The sequence below is a fragment of the uncultured Dubosiella sp. genome (assembly GCF_964018005.1).
GTDB lineage: Bacteria > Bacillota_I > Bacilli_A > Erysipelotrichales > Erysipelotrichaceae > Dubosiella > Dubosiella muris.
Genome location: NZ_CAXHOA010000001.1, coordinates 110735 through 132131, shown reverse-complemented (window position 1 = coordinate 132131; position 21397 = coordinate 110735). Strand labels below are relative to the sequence as shown.

Here is a 21397-nt window from a genome sequence, read left to right as displayed (position 1 = left end):
CTCCCTTCTACTTCGTGATTAATTGCTTTTCTTTCAAAGTTTTAGCAATTAATTCCGCCGTTTCCTGGGCAGGCATGTTGAAAGTTTCAGTCGCCGCGGAAACGTCTTTTGTGAATGTACGATGTACCTTTGTCGGCGAACCGGCCAAACCGATCTCGCTTTGTGGAAGAACATCCATCAAATCGTCATACGTCATGATTTCAACCGGATTGTTGAACGAATCCACGATATCGAAGCAGTTCATATAGCGAGGCTTGTTCATACCCGACAGCGTCGTCAATACGGCAGGCAGCTTCACTTCAAGGATTTGCTCCTCGTCTTCCAGCGCTTTTTTTACAACCGCATGATCCGGTGCCAGTTCGATGATCTCGTCCACATACGTGACCTGCGGAATTCCAAGACGCTCCGCCGTCTGCGGACCAACCTGCGCCGTGTCTCCGTCGATTGCCTGACGGCCGGCGATGATCAAGTCGTAGCCGATTTTATTCAAAGCGGCTGCCAGCGTACGGCTCGTCGCGCACGTATCCGCGCCACCCAACCGGCGGTCTGTCAGCAAATACGCATGATCCGCCCCGCGGGCGATCGTTTCCTGAAGCATGGCTTTCGCTTGCGGAGGACCCATGGAAATCACGGAAATTTCGATGGTGTCGTCTTTGTCCTTCAAAGCGAGCGCCGCTTCCAAACCGGCTAAATCATCAGGGTTGATGATACTAGGAACGCCGTCTCTGACGAGAGTTCCGGTATTTTTATCAACAGTGATTTCTGTTGAGTCAGGTACTTGTTTTACAAGAACAGCTATTTTCATATCTTTCATGATCCTTTCTATTATTTAAGCATTGCTCCGGAGATAACCATCCGCTGTACTTCGGAAGTTCCTTCGTAGATTTCGGTGATTTTCGCATCGCGGAACATTCTTTCAACTGGAAGATCACGAGTATAACCGTAACCACCCATCAACTGGATCGCTTTCGTAGTGACGTCCATGGCTGTTTCTGCGGCAAACAGTTTCGCTTCAGCGGCTAAAACGGAATATGGCTCTCCGTTTTCTTTCGCCATCGCAGCTTTGTATACGAGCAGGCGGGCTGCGTCAACGGCCGTCTGCATGTTCGCAAGCTGGAACTGCGTGTTTTGGAATTTGGCGATTGGCCGGCCAAACTGCTTCCGTTGTTTTACATAAGGGATCACTTCGTCGATCGCGCCTTGCGCAATACCCAGCGCCTGCGCCGCGATACCGATACGGCCGCCATCCAGCGTCTGCATGGCGATTTTGAATCCCTGTCCTTCTTTTCCAAGGAGGTTTCCTTTCGGAACCCGCACGTTGTTGAAAATCAACTCGCTCGTCGCGGAGCCGCGGATTCCCAGTTTCTTTTCATGAAGACCGATCGTGAAGCCCGGCGTATCCTTTTCGATGATAAAAGCGGAAATACCGCGCGTTCCTTTGGACTTGTCGGTCATGGCGAAGATGACATAGATGTCGGCCTCGCCGGCATTGGTGATGAAGATCTTCGTTCCGTTGATCACGTACTCGTCGCCATCCAGAACAGCCGTTGTCTGCTGTCCGGCCGCGTCGGTACCAGCGTTAGGCTCCGTCAAACCGAAGGCGCCCAGTTTCTCGCCGCTCGCCAGCGGTTTCAGGAACTTTTCCTTTTGTTCCGGCGTACCGAACTGCGCGATCGGCCAAGATCCTAGCGAGGTGTGCGCGGACAATACGACACCCGTCGTCGCGCATTTTTTGCTGAGTTCTTCGACAGCTAAGATATAACTTAAATAATCAGCCCCGGCTCCGCCGTATTCGCGCGGATAAGGGATCCCTAACATTTTGCTTTGACGCATGACTTCGACGCTTTCCTTTGGAAAACGCTCGTTTTCATCAACGTCTGCAGCATTTTCTTTCACTTCGTTTTCTGCAACTTCTCTGAACAACTTCTGCATCATTTTCTGTTGTTCCGTTAAATTGAAATCCATAAATGAAGTTCTCCTTTCCCATAATAATTGAACTTTTTAATGTGGATTGCATGAAATGATCAACGTTTTCATACGAATCTATTTTACAAACCAAACGATATGAAGTCAATACTATTTGTTAAATAATTAACAAGTGATACAATAGAATTTGTGTGAAGGAATATGTGAAAGGAGAGTTTGATATGCTATTTAAAAACGCACATGTGTTCCCTGTAGAAACGGACCCCTTTGTCGGCGATGTCCGCGTCACGGGAAAAAAGATTGCCGGGATAGGCGTCGACTTGCAGCCCGAACAAGGCGAGGAAGTCGTGGACTGTACCGGTTTTCGTTTGTATCCGGGCATGGTGGAAGCCCATTGCCATTTGGGTATGGAGGAAAGCAGCATTCGAAGCGAAGGCGACGACGTCAACGAGATGTCCGATCCCCTCACCCCGCAAGTCCGGGGCATCGACGGCTGCTATCCGCGGGATGAAAGTGTCGCGAACGCCCGAAAAGCCGGCGTCACCTGCGTGGCCGCCGGACCGGGAAGCGCCAATGTCGTGGGCGGAACGTTTGTTTGCTACAAAACGTTTGGCGACTGCATCGACGACATGGCCATCGTGGAAAACGTCGCCATGAAAGCCGCTTTTGGTGAAAATCCAAAGCGTGTTTACCAGGACTCGAAAATCAAGACAAGAATGAACATCGCCGCCCTGCTGCGCAATTTGCTGTTTAAAACACGAGAGTACATGGAAAAGAAAGCGGCGGGAAACGATGTGCCATTCAACATCCAGTACGAAGCGATGATTCCCGTTTTAGAAAAGAAAATGCCGCTCAAATGCCACGCCCATCGCAGCGACGACATCTTGACGGTTATTCGAATCGCGAAGGAATTCGACTTGGATGTCACGCTTGACCACGTCACCGACGGAGCCGTCATCGTCGATCAAATCAAAAAAAGCGGATACCCTTGCATCGTCGGACCATCGCTCACCCACAAATCCAAGTACGAGCTCCAGTCCAAATCGTTCAAGACGCCAAAAGTCATCCACGACGCGGGAATTCTTTTCTCTATTACGACCGACTCGCCGGTCGTTCCGCAAGAATACTTGCCATTGTGCGCGGCTTTGGCGCACAAGGAAGGCTTGCCGGAAGCGGCGTGCATCGAGGCGATCACGTTGTCGCCGGCTAAAATTTTGAAAATCGACGACCGGGTCGGAAGCATCCGGATTGGCAAAGACGCGGACCTGATTTTATGCAGCGCATCCTTGCTTGATCCCCAAAACGAGATCAAAGCCGTTTTCATCGACGGTCAAAAGGTGGCGTGACAACATTCGTTAATTATTTCACAAACTGTTGACACCCACAAAAAGATGACCTAATATATCTGTAGAAATCTCAAATGAATGAGTAGAAAGTGAGTTATTAGAAATGAATAAAGCTTATATTGTCGCTGCGAAACGTAGCGCGATCGGAACCTTTCTTGGTAGTTTGACGACGGTTCCAGCGGCTGAACTCGGAGCTACGGTTCTGAAAGAAGCCATCAAGGAAGCGGGGATCCAGCCTTCCGATATCAACGAAGTTATTATCGGAAACGTCATCTCGGCGGGGTTGGGACAAAACATCGCCCGTCATATCTCATTGGACGCGGGAATCCCTGAATCCGTTCCAGCGCACGCGATCAACATGGTTTGCGGTTCCGGTCTTGAAGCCGTAATCGAAGCGACGATCCGTATTCATGCCGGCTGGGGAGACATCTTTGTTGCCGGTGGTGTGGAAAACATGTCTGCCGCCCCTTACCTGCTCAATGGCAAAAACCGTACCGGAACGAAAATGGGCAACCAGACCGTTGTCGACGCGATGACATACGACGCGCTGACCGACGCGATGAACAATGTCCACATGGGTGTGACAGCCGAAAACATTGCGAAGAAATACGACATTACCCGCGAAATGCAAGACGAGTTCGCGCTGGCTTCCCAGGAAAAAGCCTTGAAAGCGATCGCGGATGGCAAGTTCAAAGACGAGATCGTTCCAATCGAAATCAAAACGAGAAAAGGCGTTACGGTTTTCGATACCGACGAGCATCCACGTGCGACAAGCATGGAAAAACTCGCGAAGCTGCGCCCGGCATTCATTAAGGATGGAACGGTTACCGCAGGAAACGCTTCGGGAATCAACGATGGCGCGTCGATGGTCATCGTTGCCAGTGAAGAGGCTGTTAAGAAATACAACCTGAAACCAATCGCTGAAATCATTGGCTGCGGTCAGGGCGGCGTCGATCCACTCGTAATGGGTCTTGGTCCTACGCCGGCGATCCTCAACGCATTGAAAGACGCGGATATGAAACTGCAAGACATCAACTTGATCGAGTTGAACGAGGCGTTCGCATCGCAGTCGCTCGGTGTTGTTCACGAACTGATTGAAAACACAGGTATCGACCGCGAAGCGCTGCTGGAAATCACGAACGTCAATGGTGGCGCGATCGCATTAGGCCATCCGGTTGGCGCATCCGGAAACCGGATCCTCGTTTCCCTGCTGCATGAAATGATCAAGCGCAAAGCGGAATATGGTTTGGCTTCTCTTTGCATCGGCGGCGGAATGGGTGTCGCTGTCATTGTTAAAAACTGCGAAGACTAATATTCAAAATAAAAAGAGCTGCAACGAATCCATGATTTTTAGAAATCACTTGAGCGTCACAGCTCTTTTTTTATATGCGGATGATCGCTTCCTCCATCCGGTTGATTTTTTGTTCAAAGTCGTCCATCGCCTCGATTCGAACAAAACCGGGATGGCGGCACCAGGATTCCACGAAACGTTGATCCATCGCGCTCGCTTCTTCCTCGTTCTCCAGCCGATGGGCATTCGTTTCCTTTCGATAGACGCCATGCCCCGCGACCGTTTGTAAAAGGAGCACGCCATCATAGCGCCCAAGAAGGCTTTCGCAGCTCTCCCCCTCCTCGTGGAGCAGTCTTTCAAACAACGTCGCCGGCAAATACGCCTTGTGATCCATCAATCCCCGATCCAGCAGCAGCAAATCCGCCGTTTCGGCTTCGGCGTCCTCCCTTCGACGCTGCCGCTCAAAAATCTCCTTTTGAAACGCGTACACGCCATGGCTGGATGGCGAAATTCCTTCCTCCAGCACTTCGGTCGCGATTTCCTGAAACAGCGCGACCCGCATCCCGCGCTGTTCCAGTCGTTGTTTCAAGATGGGCAAGGCGGTTGTTTTTCCAGCGCAAGGACCACCCGTCAACACGATTTTCTTCATTGTGTTCCCTCCCCGTAAAGATTTTGAAAATATTGAAACGTTTGCGGCGCTTTCTCCAGCAATTCGTCCGGGTACAAAAGGTAGTATTTGGACGCTTCCGCAAAAAACTCCGCCACGCTCGTGGAGGCGTAGTCGTTCAAGCTTCTTCCTTCGGCCGCGTATAAAGATTGAAACGCCGGACTGTCGCTCAAAAACACTTCGTTGTACGCCCACTGGTAGTCAAATATATGCGACAGCTCGTGGGCGAGCGCGTGAATGTAGTAGTCTTGCGGCTGCAACACCCGGTCGGGCATCGACAAGTCGATGTACGGCCCAGTTAGGTCGCTTCGCAAAATCCGGACGGCCATATCCGCGCTGTTGGCGTATCCAATCATGTTTTCATGGTTTTTCGCCGGTTCCTCTTGAAAGAAAAACGTGTCTTCCATCAGGATGATCGACGTGCATCGCTCCAGCAAAAACGATGGCAGCGCCCGAACAACCGTATCCGCGAACCGGTCCGCCTCTTCCTGGCTTACCGGCTCGGTCTGGACGAAACGAATCGTCGGCAAGCCGCTGTATTCAAAAACTTGCGCGTCCAGCGTATCGACCTGGGCTTGCGCTTCCATCATCGCGGTTTGACGCACTTGCTGCCGCAACTCGTCCTCGGCGATGGCCGTCCAGCGCGGAAGGACGCGTTGTCCAATCCCAATCAGCAAAAAGCCGAAAACGAGCAAGCGCACCAGCCGGTGCCGCTCCAGCATCACCGACAGCGCCGCGAAAACGGCCGCGAACAAAGACCAGGCGCCAATCATTTCCGGACTTAAAAACCGCAGCAGAAGAGGCGCGAGATGAATTTGATCAAGAACAGGATCTATTTGTCTGATTCCGTACGCCAGCGCAAACAATCCGGTCGCGACAAGCAGCGCCGTTCCCGCCCCCGTTCCAAGAGCTTTTAAGAAACGCTTCATTGTTTTTCTCCTTTTTTCCATTATACCTGAAAACACCTGCGCCACAAAAAAAAGAAGATTACGATTCTTCTGTCTTCGTATCTTCTTTTTCATTGATTTGCTTAATGATGTTGTCGATTTTACGTCCGCGTTCCAGCGATTTGTCCTGAACAAAAATCAAATCCGGCACTTTTCGCATTTTGACGTTTTTCGCCAATGTCGATCGAATAAATCCTTTGGATTGATTCAAGATCTTCATTCCCGCCTCGTTGCGATCCTGCTGTCCTAAAAACGAGACAAACACTTTCGCCTGCGACATGTCGCGGGTGCATTGAACATCCGTTACCGTCACAAATCCAAGTTTCGGGTTTTTCAACTCGAACTGAAGGATGCGGGAAATCTCCTTCATAAGAATCGCGTCCATGCGATCCTGTTTTACTGTTGCCATTATTCAACCACTTCCTGATCTTCGAATGCTTCGATGATATCGTCCACTTTGATATCGTTGAAGTTCTCTATCGTCATACCACATTCGTAGCCGCTCGTCACTTCTTTTACATCGTTCTCGAAACGACGCAGCGAGCCAAGCTTGCCGGTATAAATCACGATTCCATCCCGAATCAGCCGCACAGAGCAATCGCGGCGAACCGCGCCATCGGTGACCATACAGCCGGCAATCGTGCCGACTTTGGAAACTTTGTAGGTTTGCCGTACCTCGGCCTGTCCAATGACGACTTCCTCGTAAACCGGCGCGAGCATACCCTTCATCGCCGATTCAAGTTCCTCGAGTGCTTTATAAATAATATTGTGCAGACGAATCTCCACGCCTTCCTCTTCGGCTTTCTTTCGAATCGCCGCGGTTGGACGGATGTTGAAACCGTAAATAATCGCGTTGGATGCGCTAGCCAGCATGATATCCGATTCGGTAATCGTACCGACAGTCGAGCGGATGACATTGACCCGGACGGTATCCACATCGAGCTTCTCCATGCTTGCCTTGAGCGCTTCGGCAGATCCCTGCACATCTGCTTTGATCAAAATATTGATATCCTGCACATCGCCTTCGTTGATTTGGCGGGCCAGATCTTCCAGCGACATGGCGGAAGTCTGGTTCCGTTCTTTTTCAATTTGTTTTTCAAGGCGATGTCCGGCGATCTCGCTCGCTTTCTTGTACGAGGCGTACGTCATGAACACGTCGCCGGCGCGCGGCACTTCGTTCAAACCGATAATTTCGACTGGTGTCGATGGTCCGGCCTGTTTGATTTCCATGCCTTTGTCGTTGGTCATTTTACGCACCCGGCCAAAGCTCGTTCCTACCACGACGCTGTCGCCGGAATGAAGCGTTCCTTGCTGCACAAGCAACGTCGCGACCGGTCCGCGGCCTTTGTCGAGTTTCGCCTCGACGACGGTTCCCGACGCGTTCGTATCCGGATTGGCCTTCAGCTCCTGCATGTCGGCGACTAAAATCAACGTTTCGAGCAAGTCGTGGACGCCTTCGCCGCTTCGTGCTGAAATTTGGGTAAAGATCGTATCGCCGCCCCATTCTTCCGGCATGACGCCAAGATCCGACAATTCGGCCATGACTTTGTCCGGATTGGCGCCCGGCTTGTCGATTTTATTGACGGCGACAACGATTGGAACGCCAGCCGCCCGGGCGTGGTCGATGGATTCTTTCGTTTGCGGCATGACGCCGTCGTCCGCCGCGACAATCAAAATAACGATGTCGGTGATTTGCGCGCCACGCGCCCGCATCGCGGTAAAGGCCTCGTGGCCCGGCGTGTCAAGGAAGGTGACTTTGCGGCCGCCAACGGAAACCTGGTACGCACCGATGTGCTGGGTAATGCCGCCAAACTCGCCGCTTGTGACATGCGTTTTTCGAATCGTGTCAAGAAGCGTCGTCTTTCCATGGTCGACGTGTCCCATGATCGTAACGACCGGCGGGCGCGGCTTCAAGTCTTTCTCGTCGAATTCAAGACTTCCGATTTGTTCCTCGATATCGTCTTCTTCGATCACGACTTCCTTATGCGGCGTCACGTTGAATTCCATACAAATCAATTCGATTTCTTCATCCGAAAGGACCGTATTGATCGTGGACATATTCCCCATCATGAATAAAAATTTGATGATTTCGGAACTGTTTCGTTTCATGAGTTCCGCGAGTTGTCCAACGCTTAACGCCGAACTGTACGTGATGTCCTTGACATGCTCCTGTTGTCTGCGTGGTGCGTTGTTGCGGGAACGGTTGTTGTTGCGATTGTTGCTGTTCCCTTTTTTGGCTGGTTTTCTTCTTTGTTGTGGTTTGGCCATTTGATCACTCATCCTTTCATATCTTTCACGATCCCTTTGGCGAAATTGTCGTCCAAAATCGCCAGGGACATCATTGGTTTTTGCGAGATCTGCTCGAATTGCTCTGCGTCGATTTCAAAGATCGGCACTTGGTAATACGCGCATTTGTCTTTTAATTTTTTTTGGCGGTTGCCTCCGCAGGCGCTCGAAAACAAAACGAGCTTGGCCTGTCGCGACTGAATCGCCCGCAGCAGCTGGTCGCCAATGGCGCACTGTCTGGCGCGCATCGCCATTTGAATTTTCGATATCAGCTGACTAGGCACGAAGCATCGCCTCTAATTCGTCATAGATTTCCTGCGGGATCGGGGCTTCCAGGGCGCGTTCCAGCGCTTTGGAGCGCTTCGCTTTTTCCAGCGTTTCCATCGACTTCTGGATATAGGCGCCATGCCCGTTTCGTTTTCCCTTCAAGTCGATCTCGATCGTATCCTCCGGCGTGCGGACAATCCGGACAAGTTCCTTTTTTGGAAAACGCTCGTTGGTGACGACGCATTTGCGCATCGGAATTTTCTTCATCGGCATCCCTCCTTAATCATCGTAGTATTCGTCGTATTGCTCGTAGTCGACATCATCGTCCCAGATGTTGTCTTCCATTTCGTCCTCTTCGATTTCAGCAAGCTCCTCGTCGGAATAAATTGGCTTCATCGCGTCAAAATCCGGCTTCTTTTTCGCCACAGGCGCCTTCTCCTCTTTTTCCTCGATCAGCTCTCCCAGCGTCTTTTCCTTCTTCGGCGTCTGGATTTCCTCTTTTTTCGAAGCGTCCGCCAGTTTCTCGAATTTTGACGTGTATTCCTTTACGGCGTGCTCCTGGTTGGCTTTGCGCATCTCTTTGGCTAAACGGGCCGCTTCTTCCATTTCATCCACGACTTTTTCGCCTTCCTGCGCCGCCTGCAAATTTTCCTCTTCGGTCGCGTACAACGATTCGATCATTGGCTCGCTGTCGTCCTCGTCCTCGCCAAAGTCAAAATCGGCGATGTTGACATCTTCGATTTCTTCCTGGTTTTCTTTCAAAGCTTTGATTTTTTCCTGCTGCTTGTAGGCGCGTTCCGCGGCTTTCTTCGCTTCGTATTCCTCTTGCATTTGCGCCGCGATCGCCATGTAGTCAATGCCGAGCTCTTCCATTTCGCTTTGCGATTTGATGTCAATTTTATGGTTGGACAGCTTGACAGCCAGACGCGCGTTTTTGCCGCGCTTTCCAATCGCCAGCGACAGCTGATTATCCGGAACAACGACGATCAATCCATCTTTTACTTTGTCGTTTGGAATGACCGCGATTCCCTCGCTAGGCGAAAGCGCGTTGGCGATCAGGGTGGCGATGTTGTCCGACCATTCGAAGATGTCGATCTTTTCGCCGTTCAATTCGTTGATGATCGCCTGCACCCGCGCCCCGCGCGGACCGATGCAGGCGCCAATCGGGTCGATGTTTTCATTATGGGACAGCACGGCGATTTTGCAGCGTTCGCCCGGATCACGCGCGATGGCCTTGATTTCGATGATTCCGTTGTAAATTTCCGGCACTTCTTTTTCAAACAGACGACGGACGAAAACCGGCGTGGCGCGGGACACCGCGACTTGCGCCCCCTTGGTTTCTTTGTTGACTTCGGTGATGACCACATTCAGACGCTGTCCTTCCGTGTATTGTTCCGTCGGGATCTGGTCCCCTTTTTTCATGATGGCGTACGTCTTTCCGATATCGACAATAATGAATTTGTCTTCGACCGTTTCCACGACGCCGGAAACCATTTCGTTGACTTTATCGCAATACTCTTCATAAACCTGTTGTTTTTCGGCTTCGCGGATTTTTTGTTTCATGACGTTTTTCGCCAGCAAAACCGCGGCGCGGTCGAATTGCGTAAAGTCGACTTCCTCGTCGATGGTATCGCCGATTTGCGCCCGCGGGTCGATCGCTTTGGCTTCCTCGAGCGAAATTTCCAGTTCGTCGTCCGTGATGTCGTCATCGTTCATGACTTCCCGCACTTGATAAATGTGCACGATGCCGTTGACGATCTCCACTTTGACTTGCACGTCGCGCAGCTCGGTTTGTTTTGAGTGCGCCTTCATTTGTTTTTGATACGCTTTCGTCAGTGCTTCCTTCAATGCGTCTTCCACGATCGCCGGATCGAGCTGATGGTTGCTTTCGATCCCTTGCAAGGCGTTCGCCAGACTCTCTACCTTCAATTTCATTTTCTTTCTTCTCCTATAACTTAACGGCTGTCATGATCAGCGAAATGTTTTCCATGTCGATTTCCGCTTTTTTCGGACGGCCTTTCACTTTATATGCGACAACGATGTGGTCGGGACTCACTTCGATCAAATCGCCAAAGACTTGGTCGATGCCTTTTTTCGGGTCCTTGAGTTTGACGTACACATACGAATGCAGGGCCCCTTCGATTTGCTCATAAGTTTTCAGCTCCCGTTCGGCTCCCGGCGAGCAAACCTCAAGCATATACTCTTTGTCGTTCCAGTCCTTTTCGTCGAGCATGGCGGAAATGGCGTCCGAACACAACGTGCAAACATCCAAATCAACGGTTCCGCCGGGCTTTTCGACAGAAACACGCAGGATGGCTGTGGGTTCGTCGGGCAGCCATTCCAATTCATACAGACGGCATCCATATTGTTCGAGGGCTTCCTCGATCCACTGTCTTAAATTGTCCATTTACTCTCCTCTTTTCAAAATTGAAGGAGTGGTTTTACCCACTCCTCGTTTCCTATCACTAGAAATGTACCACAAATCCCTTGCTGTTGCAAGTTCGGTACCGGCACTCATTTGTTTTCTTCCAGTTCAATATGGCGCAGGATGATCGTTTCGATCAGCTCTGCCGCGAGTTTCGGATCGTCGTTGCAAACGATGTATTTGTAGTTGGGAACCATTTTCATTTCGTTGGCCGCTTTCGCCAAACGCTCCTGAATGACTTCCTCCGGTTCGGACTTGCGCCCCCGGATCCGCTTTTCCAGTTCCTCCATCGAAGGTGGAATAATGAAGATCGAAATCGCATCCGGACATTTCTCCTGGACTTGCTTGGCGCCTTGGACCTCGATTTCCAGCAAAACGTTCTTTCCTTCGTCGCGCAGCCGCTCCACTTCACTCAAAGGCGTCCCGTAAAAATTGCCGACAAATTCCGCGTATTCCAGCAACTCGCCTTTTTTGATCGCTTCCTGAAACTTTTCCCGGGTTGTGAAGAAATAATCCTTTCCATCCACTTCCTTGTTTCTTGGCTTTCTTGTCGTCATCGACGTTGAATACGCCAGATTTAAACGCGCATTGCTTTCAAAATACTGCCGTATCGTTCCTTTCCCGACCCCGCTGGGACCACTCAAAATGATCAATAACCCACGTGACATGCATTTCTCTCCTTTTTGTAACATTTTAAGCCTTCCAAATTTATTCGTCAAATAGAGAATGTCCCATCCTTTTCGAATGGACGCAAAACCACCACAAGTCCAAGTCACGCTCTTCTTTCCATTTCGTCACAATCAAAAAAAATCGAATTTTTTTCATTTCCGTATTGAATTCCTTTTTCTTTGATGCTATTATTAGTAGGCACTTAGGGGTATAGTTCAATGGTAGAACAACGGTCTCCAAAACCGTTGATGTGGGTTCAACTCCTGCTACCCCTGCCATTAAAAAAACAACAGCTGAATCGTGAAAGATTCGGCTTTTTTTTCGACTTGTAAAAAGCGGACATCGGTCCGCTTCTTTTGTTTGTTTTCTAAATGAGTGCCATGCCTTTGACTAAAATATAGCTATACAAAAATGACGAAACCGGCTTTCCCAGCAAAATGATGATGAGAAACGTCTTGAACTTCATTTTCGTCAAGCCGGCAATCATGCACAACAAATCGTCCGGGGCGATGGGCAGAAAAATCAAGATCGCAAAAAGCTTCTTAAAATTTTTCGAATCGTGCAGCTTTGTGTAGTATTTGTTGAACAGCGCGGGATCGACCAGCTTTGCCAGCAGACGGACGCCGTACTTTCGAACGAGCCAAAACGCCGCGCAAGAGCCGATGATCACGCCAATATAGGAATACAAAAAACCGACAACGGTTCCAAAGCACAGCATCCCTAGCGATCCCGACACGCCGCCCGGCAAAATCGGCACGATGACCTCGATTGCCTGGAAGATGATAAACACAAGCGGACCGAACGGTCCCGCCTTGGCAATCAGCCGCTGCAAACGCTGCGGATCTTTGAAATAATTGTGCTGAAAGAAAAAAAGCACGATGGCCGCCAGCAAAATCGTGCCAAACACAAGCACGACGGTTTTCCATTTCGTGTTCGTTTGTTTGAGTGACACACCGGCCGAAGAGGCCGGCGTTCCCTGTTCCATTTTTTTATCCATGTCCCCTATTATATCCAAAATGCCGGGCAAGTCGCCTTCAACACCCAAAAAAAAAGCAAACCCGGGTTCGGTTTGCTTTCAAATTTACTTCGATTGGGAATTCTCTTTCAACAGATCGCGGATTTCCTGCAATAAAACGATGTCTTCCGAAGGACCTTCTTCGACTTCTTCCACTTTTTCCTCTTTTTTCTGAAAAATCGCGAATGCCTTCACAAAGAAGAACATGCACGCCGAAATGATTAAAAAGTCGATCACGCTTTGGATGAAAGCGCCATATCCAATTTGGGCTTCTCCAATTTCAAACATAAGTCCTTTAAAATTAATGCCTCCCAGCAGAATTCCTACAAACGGCATTAAAATGTCATTGGTCAGCGATTTGACGATTGTGCCAAACGCGCCTCCCATCACAACGCCGACCGCCATGGATACGACGTTGCCTTTCGCGATGAATTCCTTAAATTCGTTCATCGTTTTTTTCATATTGCTCTCCTCCTCGATTACTTGGAAAGATATCCGTCCGGATTCATCGTCTGCCATTTCCAGCTTGACGCGCACATCTCGTCGAGATCATACTGCGCCTGCCAGCCCAGCTCGTCTTTCGCCAAGTCGCATTGCGCGTAGCACATGGCGATATCGCCAGCCCGGCGAGGTTTGATGGCGTACGGAATCTCGTGGCCGCACGCTTTCTCGAACGCGTGAATGACATCCAGCACGCTGTAGCCTCTTCCCGTACCGAGATTGTATACTTTCAAGCCGGCGTTCTTTTTGATTTGTTCCAGCGCTTTGACATGTCCGTTCGCGAGATCGACGACATGGATATAGTCGCGGACGCCGGTTCCATCCGGTGTATCGTAGTCATTGCCAAAGACACCTACTTCCTTGAGCTTTCCAATCGCCACTTGCGCCACGTACGGAAGCAGATTGTTCGGAATGCCTTTTGGATCCTCGCCAATCAATCCGGAAGCGTGCGCGCCAATCGGATTGAAGTAGCGCAACAGCATCACGTTCCAGGACGGATCCGCCGTGTACACGTCCATCAGCATTTGCTCGATCATCCATTTCGACCAGCCGTATGGATTGGTGCACGTTCCTTTCGGACACGCTTCCGTGATCGGCATTTCCGCCGGACTTCCGTAAACCGTTGCCGATGAGGAAAAAATGATGTTTTTGACGTTCGCCTTCTTCATTTCCTCCAAAAGCACCAAAGTTCCGGCGATGTTCGTCGTGTAGTACTCCAAAGGCTTTTCCACCGATTCCCCAACCGCTTTCAAGCCGGCGAAATGAATGACGGCGTCGACATTTTCCTTTTCTAAAATAGCACGAATCGCTTCGCGATCCAAAATATCTGCCTTATAAAACGTTACCGGCCGCTTCGCGATTTGCTCCACACGCCGCAAAGCCTCCTCGCTGGAATTGGATAAATTGTCCACCACGACCACATCGTATCCCGCCTCCAGCAAGTCGACACACGTATGGGAACCAATATAGCCGGCTCCTCCTGTCACTAAAATTTTCATATTTATTTCTCCTTTGTCTTGCAATGAATCGCTTTCAAATCCGAATCTACGAAAAAATAATACATCGACTTGTTCGAATCAAAGCTTTCAAACACAACACTTTTATTATATTTTTGTTTTAATAAACGTTCAAGCCGAAAAACGACGCGCCAGTCGGCTTGCGATTCCAAAATTCGAAACAGCTTTGTGAACTGCTCCCCCGTCGCGCACGAGTACACCCGCTCCGGACTCTCTTTCTCGGGCTTGTCCCAGGCCAGGGTGATTGCGTACGAGCCCGGCTTGCGATAGTAAAAGGGATACGCCAGCGCGTACAAACGACCGCAGCGCGAGCAAACATGCGAAAAATACGTCCCGTTTTGAATTCTTTCCTCCTGCCCCGGATCCATGCCCGCAATCAAAACAGTTTCTTTCAATATCTCAAACGGATGATCGCAATAAGGGCAAGTCATCGAAAACAATCGTTTGTTCACTTGGAAATCGGCTTTGTCGCCTCTTGCAGCCAGGCCGCCTCTTCTTCATTCAGGCGCGGCGAGATCTTGTCGTACACTTGCCGGTGATACGCGTTGAGCCAGGCAATCTCGTCATCCATCATAAGAGAAGGGTCGATGCCGTCCCGGTCAAATGGAACAAACGTCAGGTTTTCAAATTCCATGAATTGACCATATTTGTTTTTAGCTCCTTTGCGCACGACCATCTCGTTTTCATGGCGAATGCCAAACTTGCCTTCCTCGTACACGCCTGGCTCGTTCGACTGGATCATGCCTTCTTCCAGCACGGCCGAGTCGTTGCGCTCCGGCACGATTCGCCAGCGGAATCCATTGGGCGCTTCGTGCACGCTCAACAAATGACCGACGCCATGCCCCGTTCCGCATTGGTAGTCCATGTCCTCGTTCCAGAGCGGTCCGCGGGCAAGAATATCCAGATTCAATCCGCTGCATCCATAAAGGAAATGCGCCATTTCCAGACGAATATGCGAACGCAGCGCTTTGGTGAACCACGCTTTTTCCTCCCCGGTAAGCGGACCAAGCACGTAGGTGCGCGTAATATCGGTCGTCCCTTCCAAATAGTGGCCGCCACTATCCACGAGCAGCATCCCTTTGGGTTCCAGAGCGGAAAAGGATTGAGGCGTCGCCGCGTAATGCATCATAGCGGCGTTGGGTCCATACGCGCAAATCGTGTTGAAGCTATCCTCCAAATATCCTTCCTGCTCCTTGCGCCGCGCCTGCAAATAAGCGGCCGCGCTGAGCTCGTCCATCGGCTGCTTTTGGATCCCGTTTTTAAGCCAGTACATAAACTTCGTGCACGCCGCGCCATCTTTTAAATGCGCCTCGCGCGTGTTTTCAAGCTCGACTTTGTTTTTGACGGCTTTCATTTTCACGATCGGGCTGAATTGCTCGAACCGCTCTCCCTGAATGCCGGACACCAGCGTCGCGTTGATTGTCGAAGGGTCGATCCACGTCGTCCCTTGCAGCGTTTTCACCTCGTCGTAAATCGCGTCGTAATCACAAACCCGCACACCATGGCGGGCGAACAGCGCCTTTGACTCGTCATCCAGACGCGTCGCGTCGATGTAAAGAACCGCGCCGTCTTGAAAGACGATCGAATACGCCAGCGCCACAGGAAAACTTGGAATGTCGCTGGCGCGCAAATTGTAAAGCCACGCGATCTCGTCGATCTTTGTCAGCACGATTTGATCCGCGCCTTCCTCGCGCAGCCGCTCGCGAACACGCGCCAGCTTTTGATCCATTTCCGCGCCGGTATGCTCGACTCCATAATGAAAGGTCTTGGAATGCGGCAAAGCCGGCCGGTCCGGCCAAACCGGGCTGATCAAATCCAGATTGCTTTCAACGCGCAATCCGCTGGCGCGAAAGATCCGGTCGTATCGACGGGCCTCGCCAACGTTGACCGTCCGGCCGTCAAACGCCACGCATTCCTCTGGTTTTAAAATCGAGCAAATGTATGCCGGAATGGTTGGCACGCCTTCCATGCCCATTTTCATGAGTTCGATTCCGGTGTTTTCCAGCTGGGACGCCGCCTGAATAAAATAACGGCCGTCTGTCCACAGCGCGGCCGAGTCCAGGCCGACGACAAGCGTTCCCGCGCTGCCGGTAAATCCCGACAAGTATTTCCGGGCGCCGAAATAGTCGCAGACATATTCCGTGTCGTGAAAATCGGAGGTTGGCACGATGAGGGCCGACACCTTGTTTTTGCGCATTTCCTCGCGCAGCGCCCGCAGGCGTTCTTGAATCGTTTCCATCTATTTATATCCTTCTTTCCTTTGTATCCGAGCCTGACGCTCGACTGTGTCCAAACACAGTGGATGGCTTTTACACGGCTTTTGCGTCAACGCAGTAAATCATGTTGATAAAATCGAAGCCGTAATACGACAAAGTCACGAGCAGGGCGTACAACAGCAGCAGCTTGATTGTGAACGTGACGACGTTGGCGGCGCGGATCATGCGTTCCGTGCGCATATACTTGAAGTTGTTCCACAAAAACATCAGCGGAATGAACATCAAAAGCCCTTCCAGTAGCACGTAAAAGATCGACGGATTCGTCAAAAAATACATGTACGACTGGATGCTTCCGCTCTCCAAATCGTGCGTGAACCGCGCGACGCCCGAAAGGAACATGCTGTTGTTGAACACGCCCACCGCGCCGGCCAAGCCAATCGCTCCCACCAAGTACAATCCGGTGTTGACTATGATCGCGCTCGTCTTCCCTTTCCAGTCCCGCGGATATTTGGATGTGATGATCGCGGAGCGCGACAGGGCGCAAATCATCGTGAACATGATCCACACCGCGAAGATCTGCCGGTAATACGGCACGAGCCAATACACGCAGCAAAACACAAAACTAATCAGCAAAAAGAAATTGCCAAGATCGTCGATGAGCGCGTTCCAGCGCTTTTTTTTCCGAATCCCGAATTTCTTAAACGTAAAGATGGATGTCGCTTTTCGCAAGTCTTTGATCGGCACCAGCGACAAAAGCACCGCGATCCCGACAATCACCATCCAGGTCAACCAATCCATTCCAGCACCTCTATTTCTCTTTATGGCGCTGCGCGTTCCACTCAAAGTAAAACGGCGCACCGCACACCACGACCGCTCCCAGAAGCGGATACTCCACGATTCCCGCGTTCGAAAACCGGTTCGCCACGTAAATGAGTCCCAAATATAAAAGGAACAATCCGATAAAACCGACCCAAAACGAAACGGTGTCGCGTCGGGAATGCAGGGACAAAAAAGCAAGAACCAGCTTCAGCACGAAATAGACGAACACCACTTTCAGCACGGTTCCCCACGTCAGCGGCAGCGTCCCGATCATCGGCTGATGCGCAAGAAAGCGCGCCCCCACATACGGCCACACTTGTTCCACCATCACCCAGTACACAAACAAAAAAGAAAACAAATCACCAAGTTCCGCCTTCCAAAACGAAGCGGTTTTGACGTTTTTGCCAACGATGGCGCGCACCTCGCCGCGAATCGCCTCCGCGTTCAAATCCTCGTCGTTTTGCAGCAAGGCGTGATAGCGCGTCAGCAGCTCCCGCTGCTGCCGGGACGAACAGTTGTAGATTTTCGTCTGGGCCACGATCCAGTTCCACAGCGCCTCGTTTTTTCCCGGCACATTCAAGTTTTCGGCCGGTTCGCGAAAATAACTATATATATTCATAATTCCTATTGTACCTGTATGCGAAAAATCTGTCTATCGCAAAAAAAAGACATCCGAGGATGTCTTGATTTCAAATTGGCTGGGGTACTTGGATTCGAACCAAGGAAATGCCAGATTCAGAGTCTGGTGCCTTACCGCTTGGCTATACCCCAATCAGCCTCTAAATAATACAACGCCCTTTTCCAAAATGCAACCTTTTTTTGAAAATTCATTTCTTGAAACCCATCCTTATTCGTTATATCATTAGAAAAGCGAAAGGATGATTAATCATGAAAAAAACACGGACCCGTTTCGCGCCAAGCCCAACGGGATATATGCATATCGGAAATTTGCGAACCGCCCTGTTCGAATATTTGATCGCGAAACACGATGGCGGCGACTTCCTGCTACGAATCGAGGACACCGATCAGGAGCGGCAAGTCGAAGGCGCCGAGGAAATGATTTACAAAACATTGAAAGAATGCGGCTTGAACTGGGACGAAGGACCGGATATCGGCGGCGACTTTGGCCCTTACGTGCAAAGCGAACGTCTGCCGATGTACAAAGGCTACGCCGAAGAGCTCATCAAGCTGGGCGGCGCCCATTACTGCTTCTGCTCCGAGGAGGAAATCCAGGCCCAGCGCGAGGAAGCGGAAAGCCTTGGCCTCTCGTTTAAATTCGAAGACCCTTGCAAGCATTTGTCCGCCGAGGAAATCCAGGCCAAACTGGACGCCGGCGAGCCTTACGTCATCCGCCAGACGATCAAAAACGTCGGTGAAACGTCGTTCGAAGACGAAGTATACGGCCACATCGAATTTGACGGCGACCTTCTTGACGAGCAGATTCTCATCAAATCGGATGGATTCCCGACGTACAATTTTGCCAACATCATCGACGACCACCAGATGCAGATCTCGCACGTGGTTCGCGGCAACGAGTACTTGTCGTCGACGCCGAAATACAATTTGATTTACGACGCCTATGGCTGGGAAAGACCGCGCTATGTCCATGTGCCACCGGTGATGAAAGACGAGCATCACAAGCTTTCCAAGCGCAACGGCGACGCCAGCTTCCAGGATCTTGTCGCCAAAGGCTACTTGCCGGAAGCCATCATCAACTATCTGGCGCTGCTTGGCTGGTCGCCGGAAACCGAACAAGAAATTTACTCGCTCGACGAGCTGATCGACCAGTTCAAAATTTCCCGGATCTCGAAATCGCCCGCGATCTTCGATATCGACAAGCTGACCTGGATGAATGGCATGTATTTGCGCGCGATGGACGAAGACACGTATTTTGAAACCGTCCGTCCGTATTTGGAAAAAGCCATCCATGGCGACTACGATTTGCGGGAAATCGCCAAGATCATCCAGCCGCGCATCGACCATCTCGATCAAATCGCGGATTCCGTCGATTTCTTTGACGAGCTCGTTGAATACGATTTGGAAATGTACAAGCACAAAAAAATGAAAACGACGAAAGAAATCGCCCTCAAGTCGCTTTACGCGGTCAAAGACGCGCTGATTGCCCAGGAAGACTGGTCCAGCGAGCAATCCATCCACGAAACGCTGCTGGCCTTGCCAAAACAGCTGGAAATGAAAAACGGCCAGGTGCTCTGGCCTGTCCGCACCGCTTTGACAGGAAAACAATTCACTCCGGGCGGCGCGATTGAAATCGCGTATATTCTCGGTCAGGACGAGGCGCTTCGCCGCATTCAAATCGGCATCGACCGTCTTGAACTCGATTTAGATCAACCGGCTTAAACCGGTTTTTCTTTTTAGAAAGGAGCTCTTTTATGGATATGAGCGCACTCCCCTCTTTACTCATCAAGCTTGCCTATTCCGGGCTGATCGTCTTTCTCTCGTTTTTGATTGGGCCGAAAATCAAACGCATCATTGAAAAATGCGCTAAAAACCCGACCGAGATGGGCGCCATGACCTTCATCGGCTCCCTTTGCTCCATCGGGACGAAAACACTTGGCATCATCGTCGCCCTCGGTCAAATGGGCGTCGATACAACCGTGATCGTCGGCGCGTTTTCCGCATTGGGCCTTGGCATTTCCCTGGCCCTCAAAAACAACATGGCCAACGTCGCGGGCGGCTTGCAAATTATTTTGACCAAGCCATTCGCGGTCGGCAACTACATCTCGATTGGAACCAACGAAGGCACGGTGACGAAAATCGAAACGATGTTCACGACGCTGGTCACCTACGCGGGACAAGAAGTCATCATTCCCAACGCCCAATGCGTTTCCGAGATCATTGTCAACTACTCCCGCGAGCCTTACCGTCGCATGGCGATCGCTTTGCCCGTCCCGCTGGACACCGATGTCGAGGCGTTTCAAGCGAGTCTGAACACGTTGATGAAAGACGATCCGCGCGTGCTCAAGGATCCGGCGCCGCATTGCGCCCTCACTTCGTTTTCCGCCAGCGGCCAGGGCATCGTCGTGACCGCCTACGCCTACACGCTTCCCGAGTTGTACTGGGACGTCTTGTACGACCTCAATTTGGCTTTTCAGAAAAAAAGACTCGCCCAGGGCGTTTCCCAGCCTTACGAGTCCATTCAAATCATAGCAGATCCAGCCAGGCAAACGCTTTAAGGATCCCGTCTTCTTCCAGGTCGGCTGTCACCCAGTCGGCCTTTTCCTTCACCGCCGGTCTGGCGTTGCCCATCGCGATCGCGACACCGGCGCGCTCAAACATGCAAAAGTCGTTTTCTCCATCGCCAATGGCCGCCGTGTCCGAAGCCAAAACGCCAAAGTAGCGGTTGACGAGGTCCATGCCGGTCGCCTTCGAAATGCCCCGGCAGCCGATTTCCCCGCTTTCAGGTCCCAGTGGGGCGAAGGTCGCCCGGATCAAGTCGAATTCATCGCGAAGATCCGCTTCGATTTCCCGATACGGCTTCTTCGTTTCCAAAAAGCTGATTTTTGAAATCGGCTTGGCGAAAATCTCCTTCGGATCCAGCTCTTCCACGCTGTTGTAAAACAACGTCATTCCATGCGTCCGGGCCTGTTTTTCATCCAGTCCCGCGCACACCTGCTCGCAGCGCGCCTTCATCGCCCGCTTGGTCATGGCGTCGCCAAACACACCAAGGCGGCTTTCGTAGACGGCCGGAATGGCGTGTTCGTTTAAATACGCGGCCAGCCGATGGATTTGCGCCTGGGAAAAATGCCCATCAAACAGCAGCTTGTCCTTGACAAGAACCGTTCCGCCCGCACCGGCGATGATCGCGTCGTAATCAATTTTTTTCAAATCGCCATAAATCTCGACGAGCTGCCTTCCGGTGCATAAAACGATTTTATGTCCGTTGGCTTGCGCCTGCTCAATGGCGCGAAACGCGGAAGCGGGAACGTAGCCCTCATGGTGGAACAGCGTCCCGTCCGCGTCCAAATAAATGATTTTTTCCATCCTT

The 21397-nt window shown here is 51.1% G+C and carries 23 protein-coding genes and 2 tRNA genes; 5 read left to right on the top strand and 20 right to left on the bottom strand.

The genetic code is table 11. The annotated features are described in order from the left end of the window. Positions 1–7: 7 nt before the first annotated feature. A complete protein-coding gene (locus tag ABNS49_RS00665) occupies positions 8–805 on the bottom strand; it encodes an electron transfer flavoprotein subunit beta/FixA family protein (RefSeq protein WP_135979879.1) in 798 nt (265 codons plus the stop codon). 20 nt (positions 806–825) lie between these two features. Further along, complete coding sequence (locus tag ABNS49_RS00660; protein ID WP_135979880.1) at positions 826–1965, bottom strand: acyl-CoA dehydrogenase; 1140 nt, start codon at positions 1963–1965, stop codon at positions 826–828. 182 nt (positions 1966–2147) lie between these two features. Between ABNS49_RS00660 and ABNS49_RS00655 the strand changes: the two genes are divergently transcribed. Next, on the top strand, positions 2148–3272 hold the full coding sequence (locus ABNS49_RS00655; RefSeq protein ID WP_135979881.1) for an amidohydrolase: 1125 nt from the start codon (positions 2148–2150) through the stop codon (positions 3270–3272). Between the two features lie 103 nt (positions 3273–3375). Next, positions 3376–4584 (top strand): acetyl-CoA C-acetyltransferase, encoded by a 1209-nt coding sequence (locus ABNS49_RS00650; protein ID WP_135979882.1) that lies wholly within the window; start codon positions 3376–3378, stop codon positions 4582–4584. Positions 4585–4654: 70 nt separating this feature from the next. Here the strand turns inward: ABNS49_RS00650 and ABNS49_RS00645 are convergent, their stop codons facing one another. The 9 genes from ABNS49_RS00645 to gmk all read right to left on the bottom strand — a co-directional run bounded on the left by ABNS49_RS00645 (position 4655) and on the right by gmk (position 11823). Further along, the gene (locus ABNS49_RS00645; protein WP_288342050.1) at positions 4655–5212 is read right to left on the bottom strand and encodes an ATP-binding protein; all 558 of its coding nucleotides are present in this window, start codon (positions 5210–5212) and stop codon (positions 4655–4657) included. Further along, entirely contained in the window at positions 5209–6159 is a 951-nt protein-coding gene (locus ABNS49_RS00640) for a zinc-dependent peptidase (protein WP_135979884.1), read from the bottom strand. The genes ABNS49_RS00645 and ABNS49_RS00640 overlap by 4 nt, the downstream gene beginning before the upstream one ends. Positions 6160–6217: 58 nt before the next feature. After that, complete coding sequence (gene rbfA / locus ABNS49_RS00635; protein ID WP_135979885.1) at positions 6218–6586, bottom strand: 30S ribosome-binding factor RbfA; 369 nt, start codon at positions 6584–6586, stop codon at positions 6218–6220. After that, complete coding sequence (infB, locus tag ABNS49_RS00630; RefSeq protein WP_277820787.1) at positions 6586–8445, bottom strand: translation initiation factor IF-2; 1860 nt, start codon at positions 8443–8445, stop codon at positions 6586–6588. Before infB ends, rbfA begins: the two co-directional genes overlap by 1 nt. A gap of 8 nt (positions 8446–8453) precedes the next feature. Further along, entirely contained in the window at positions 8454–8747 is a 294-nt protein-coding gene (locus tag ABNS49_RS00625; protein WP_135979887.1) for a ribosomal L7Ae/L30e/S12e/Gadd45 family protein, read from the bottom strand. Next, positions 8740–8997: a YlxR family protein gene (locus tag ABNS49_RS00620; RefSeq protein ID WP_135979888.1), complete on the bottom strand. Its 258-nt coding sequence runs from the start codon at positions 8995–8997 to the stop codon at positions 8740–8742. The genes ABNS49_RS00625 and ABNS49_RS00620 overlap by 8 nt, the downstream gene beginning before the upstream one ends. 12 nt (positions 8998–9009) lie before the next feature. Then, entirely contained in the window at positions 9010–10665 is a 1656-nt protein-coding gene (gene nusA, locus ABNS49_RS00615; RefSeq protein WP_289108187.1) for a transcription termination factor NusA, read from the bottom strand. Between the two features lie 13 nt (positions 10666–10678). Then, a complete protein-coding gene (locus ABNS49_RS00610; protein ID WP_135979889.1) occupies positions 10679–11137 on the bottom strand; it encodes a ribosome maturation factor RimP in 459 nt (152 codons plus the stop codon). A 107-nt stretch (positions 11138–11244) separates the two neighbouring features. Continuing rightward, positions 11245–11823, bottom strand: coding sequence for a guanylate kinase (gmk, locus tag ABNS49_RS00605; RefSeq protein WP_135979890.1), 579 nt, complete (start codon positions 11821–11823; stop codon positions 11245–11247). A 205-nt stretch (positions 11824–12028) separates the two neighbouring features. On the opposite strand from gmk, the gene ABNS49_RS00600 reads away from it, so the two are divergent. After that, a tRNA-Trp gene (locus ABNS49_RS00600) sits at positions 12029–12102 on the top strand. An 89-nt stretch (positions 12103–12191) separates the two neighbouring features. Here the strand turns inward: ABNS49_RS00600 and ABNS49_RS00595 are convergent. The 8 genes from ABNS49_RS00595 to ABNS49_RS00560 all read right to left on the bottom strand — a co-directional run bounded on the left by ABNS49_RS00595 (position 12192) and on the right by ABNS49_RS00560 (position 18162). Further along, complete coding sequence (locus ABNS49_RS00595) at positions 12192–12821, bottom strand: TVP38/TMEM64 family protein (RefSeq protein ID WP_277820783.1); 630 nt, start codon at positions 12819–12821, stop codon at positions 12192–12194. An 84-nt stretch (positions 12822–12905) separates the two neighbouring features. After that, positions 12906–13301, bottom strand: a complete 396-nt coding sequence (gene mscL / locus ABNS49_RS00590; RefSeq protein WP_135979891.1) for a large-conductance mechanosensitive channel protein MscL — start codon at positions 13299–13301, stop codon at positions 12906–12908. 17 nt (positions 13302–13318) lie between these two features. Further along, the gene (galE, locus tag ABNS49_RS00585) at positions 13319–14338 is read right to left on the bottom strand and encodes a UDP-glucose 4-epimerase GalE (RefSeq protein WP_135979892.1); all 1020 of its coding nucleotides are present in this window, start codon (positions 14336–14338) and stop codon (positions 13319–13321) included. 2 nt (positions 14339–14340) lie between these two features. After that, on the bottom strand, positions 14341–14808 hold the full coding sequence (locus ABNS49_RS00580) for a CpXC domain-containing protein (RefSeq protein WP_135979893.1): 468 nt from the start codon (positions 14806–14808) through the stop codon (positions 14341–14343). Next, positions 14805–16595, bottom strand: coding sequence for an aminopeptidase P family protein (locus tag ABNS49_RS00575; protein ID WP_135979894.1), 1791 nt, complete (start codon positions 16593–16595; stop codon positions 14805–14807). Before ABNS49_RS00575 ends, ABNS49_RS00580 begins: the two co-directional genes overlap by 4 nt. A 70-nt stretch (positions 16596–16665) precedes the next feature. Beyond that, positions 16666–17370 carry a hypothetical protein gene (locus ABNS49_RS00570; RefSeq protein WP_135979895.1) on the bottom strand — a complete coding sequence of 235 codons (705 nt, stop codon included), beginning with the start codon at positions 17368–17370 and terminating at the stop codon, positions 16666–16668. 10 nt (positions 17371–17380) lie between these two features. Further along, entirely contained in the window at positions 17381–18010 is a 630-nt protein-coding gene (locus ABNS49_RS00565) for a hypothetical protein (RefSeq protein ID WP_135979896.1), read from the bottom strand. Positions 18011–18086: 76 nt separating this feature from the next. Continuing rightward, positions 18087–18162 (bottom strand) — tRNA-Gln (locus tag ABNS49_RS00560). A 117-nt stretch (positions 18163–18279) separates the two neighbouring features. Between ABNS49_RS00560 and gltX the strand changes: the two genes are divergently transcribed. Continuing rightward, on the top strand, positions 18280–19749 hold the full coding sequence (gene gltX / locus ABNS49_RS00555; protein ID WP_135979897.1) for a glutamate--tRNA ligase: 1470 nt from the start codon (positions 18280–18282) through the stop codon (positions 19747–19749). A gap of 38 nt (positions 19750–19787) precedes the next feature. Beyond that, on the top strand, positions 19788–20585 hold the full coding sequence (locus ABNS49_RS00550; protein WP_277820784.1) for a mechanosensitive ion channel family protein: 798 nt from the start codon (positions 19788–19790) through the stop codon (positions 20583–20585). Here the strand turns inward: ABNS49_RS00550 and ABNS49_RS00545 are convergent. Then, positions 20554–21393: an HAD family hydrolase gene (locus ABNS49_RS00545; protein ID WP_135979899.1), complete on the bottom strand. Its 840-nt coding sequence runs from the start codon at positions 21391–21393 to the stop codon at positions 20554–20556. The two genes, ABNS49_RS00550 and ABNS49_RS00545, sit on opposite strands and share 32 nt — an antisense overlap. Positions 21394–21397: the final 4 nt, after the last annotated feature.